This is a genomic window from Geobacillus sp. LYN3, assembly GCF_003064505.1.
Taxonomy (GTDB): Bacteria; Bacillota; Bacilli; order Bacillales; family Anoxybacillaceae; genus Parageobacillus_B; species Parageobacillus_B toebii.
On record NZ_QCWL01000001.1, the window covers coordinates 2,187,179 to 2,190,535 of the forward strand.

Genomic DNA, 3,357 nt, shown 5'->3' on the forward strand with positions numbered 1-3,357 from the left:
AATAATTTTATTATTCAGCCACTTCATCCCGATGACTAAAGTCACGGGCTTTCGTAGCAGTTATTCTTGTAACGCATCAACCAAAACAAAAGCACTGCTAATTACGGCAGTGCTGTTCGCCATTAGTCCTTCTTAGACTTCCGGATTTTCAACAATCGTCGCGATTCCTTGTCCTACACCGACACACATTGTCGCAAGGCCGTATTTCACCCTGCGTTTTTTCATTTCGTAAACGAGTGTCGTTAAAATGCGGGCGCCGCTTGCCCCAAGCGGATGCCCAAGGGCGATCGCTCCACCATTGACGTTTACTTTCGCGCGGTCAAGTTCCAGCTGTTTGATGCATTCCAGCGACTGTGAGGCAAACGCTTCATTCAATTCCACTAAGCCGATATCATCGATTGTTAATTTCGCGCGCGAAAGTGCTTTCCTCGTCGCGTAAATCGGTCCGATTCCCATCACCGCTGGCTCCACTCCTGCAACTGCTGACGTTACATACTTTGCGAGCGGTTTCATTCCAAGCTCTTTTGCTTTTTCCGCGCTCATTAATAACAGCGCGGACGCTCCATCGTTGACTCCTGAAGCGTTCCCTGCTGTGACGGTTCCATTTTCAAATAGCGGAGGCAGTTTGGCAAGCTTCTCCAACGTTGTGTCTGGACGAGGATGTTCGTCTTTATCTACAACAACTTCGTTTCCTTTCCGGTCAACATATACGACAGGAACTAATTCGTCTGCGAAGCGATTCGATTCGATCGCTTTTTTCGCTTTCATTTGGCTTTCATAAGCAAATTCATCTTGCGCTTCACGAGAAATGCCAAACCGTTTTGCGACATTTTCCGCTGTCTGCGGCATGCTGTCGGTCCCGTACATTTCTTCCATCTTCGGGTTAATAAAACGCCATCCGATGGTCGTATCGAACATTTCCATATTGCCGCGTGGAAAGTCTGTGCTCGGTTTTGCCATGACGAACGGCGCGCGCGTCATGCTTTCCGTTCCACCTGCGATTACAATGTCTGCTTCTCCTGTCATAATCGTGCGAGCAGCGTAGTTGACGGCATCAAGCCCTGAGCCGCAAAGACGATTGACGGTCGTTCCTGCCACTTCAACTGGCAATCCAGCTAGCAAGGCGGACATCCGCGCGACATTTCGGTTGTCTTCCCCAGCTTGATTGGCATTGCCGAGAACAACTTCTTCAATTTCATGGACTGGAAGATTTGGATTGCGTTCCACAAGCGCACGGATGACGGTTGCCCCTAGATCATCCGGTCGGACGTCTTTTAACGCCCCTTTATATTTTCCAATCGGCGTCCGCACCGCATCAACAATAACGACTTCTCTCATTCATAAATTCCCCTTCCCATTATATTTCTATCATATACACCTTTACCTAAACTGTAATCGTTTTCATATAGATTTTTTGCAAAAATAAAACCTGTTCGCTCTGGTCATGGGACCGGCGAACAGGTTTTTTGATAGGCTGTTAAATTTTCATAATCCCGCCCGTGCTCGCGGAAGTAACGAGCTTCGAGTAGCGTGCGAGGTAGCCGGTTTTTACTTTTGGTTCAAACCCTTTCCAGTTCGCTTTCCGTTTTTCCCATTCTTCGTCAGAAAGCTTTGCGTTAATCGTTCTGTTCGTAATATCGATTTCAATAATGTCTCCGTCTTCAATAAAGGCAATCGGACCGCCTTCCGCCGCTTCTGGGGAAACGTGTCCAACCGATAAACCGCGGGATGCCCCTGAGAAACGTCCGTCGGTGATAAGCGCGACTTTTGTTCCAAGCCCCATGCCGACGATTTGCGAAGTTGGCGCAAGCATTTCCGGCATTCCCGGTCCTCCTTTTGGCCCTTCATAACGGATGACGACAACATGGCCTGGTTTTACTTTCCCGCTCGCAATGCCTTCGAGCGCCTCTTCTTGCGAATCAAATACGATCGCTGGCCCTTCATGGCGCGTAATGCCGGCTTGTACGCCTCCTGTTTTAATGATCGCGCCATCTGGAGCGAGATTTCCAAACAATACGGCAAGTCCGCCTGTTTCGGAATACGGGTTATCAATTGGGCGGATGACATTATAGTCTTTGACTTCACAGCCGGCGATGTTTTCCCCAAGCGTTTTTCCGGTTACGGTCAACGTATCGAGATGCAGCGTTCCTTCTTTTTTCGCTAATTCATTTAATACGGCTGATACGCCGCCCGCTTCGTGCAAGTCTTCAATATGCACATCGGAAGCTGGCGCTAGTTTGGCAAGATGCGGCACCCTTGCAGCGATTTCATTAATTCGTTCGAGTGAGTAATCGATCCCTGCCTCGTTTGCAATTGCAAGCGTATGTAATACGGTATTTGTCGAGCCGCCAAGCGCCATATCAAGCGCAAACGCGTTATCAATCGCTTTTTCTGTGACAATATCGCTCGGTTTAATGTCATGCTCGATCAAATACATTAATTGTTTCGCCGATTGGCGAACCAATTCTTTCCGGGCCGGGTCGACCGCTAAAATCGTGCCGTTTCCTGGCAGCGCAAGCCCTAGCGCTTCCGCCAAACAGTTCATCGAGTTTGCTGTAAACATTCCCGAACAGGAGCCGCATGTCGGACAGCCGTATTTTTCTAATTCCAGCAATCCTTTTTCATCAATTTTCCCTGCTTGATAAGCACCGACCCCTTCAAATACGGACGAAAGCGAAATTTTTCTTCCGTCGCTCGTCACGCCAGCCTTCATCGGCCCGCCGCTGACAAAAATCGTCGGAATGTTTAGCCGCATCGCCGCCATCATCATGCCCGGCGTAATTTTATCACAGTTTGGAATGCATACCATTCCATCAAACCAATGCGCGGAAATCACCGTTTCGATCGAATCCGCGATAATTTCGCGGCTTGGAAGCGAATAGCGCATGCCGATATGCCCCATCGCAATCCCATCGTCGACGCCGATCGTATTCATTTCAAACGGGACTCCGCCCGCTTCGCGAATCGCTTCTTTGACAATTTTCCCGAACTCCTGCAAATGCACGTGCCCCGGAATAATGTCAATATACGAGTTCACCACGGCGATAAACGGCTTGTCAAAATCTTCTTCCTTTACGCCTGCCGCGCGCAGCAAACTGCGGTGCGGCGCCCGGTCAAATCCTTTTTTGATCATATCGCTGCGAAGCTTTCTCAATCTAAATCCCTCCATTAGTAGTTTTGTAGTCTCGATGTTTTTAGTATTGTACCATTTTTTAAAATAAAATGACAATTATATTTATTTCGATAACAGCGATTATCCCTTTAAATCTATCACTTTGTCAAAATGCAGCTCTGAGGAGTAAAAATTCTTCGAGATAAATTGAACTTCTAGCCCCCAAATTTTGATAAATATGCGAT

Annotated in this window: 2 protein-coding genes; both read right to left on the reverse strand. The window is 48.0% G+C overall.

The genetic code is table 11. The features are described from left to right. Positions 1-132: 132 nt before the first annotated feature. Complete coding sequence (locus DCC82_RS11355) at positions 133-1,338, reverse strand: thiolase family protein (RefSeq protein WP_108430374.1); 1,206 nt, start codon at positions 1,336-1,338, stop codon at positions 133-135. Between the two features lie 139 nt (positions 1,339-1,477). Then, positions 1,478-3,154, reverse strand: coding sequence for a dihydroxy-acid dehydratase (gene ilvD, locus DCC82_RS11360; protein ID WP_108430375.1), 1,677 nt, complete (start codon positions 3,152-3,154; stop codon positions 1,478-1,480). Positions 3,155-3,357: the final 203 nt, after the last annotated feature.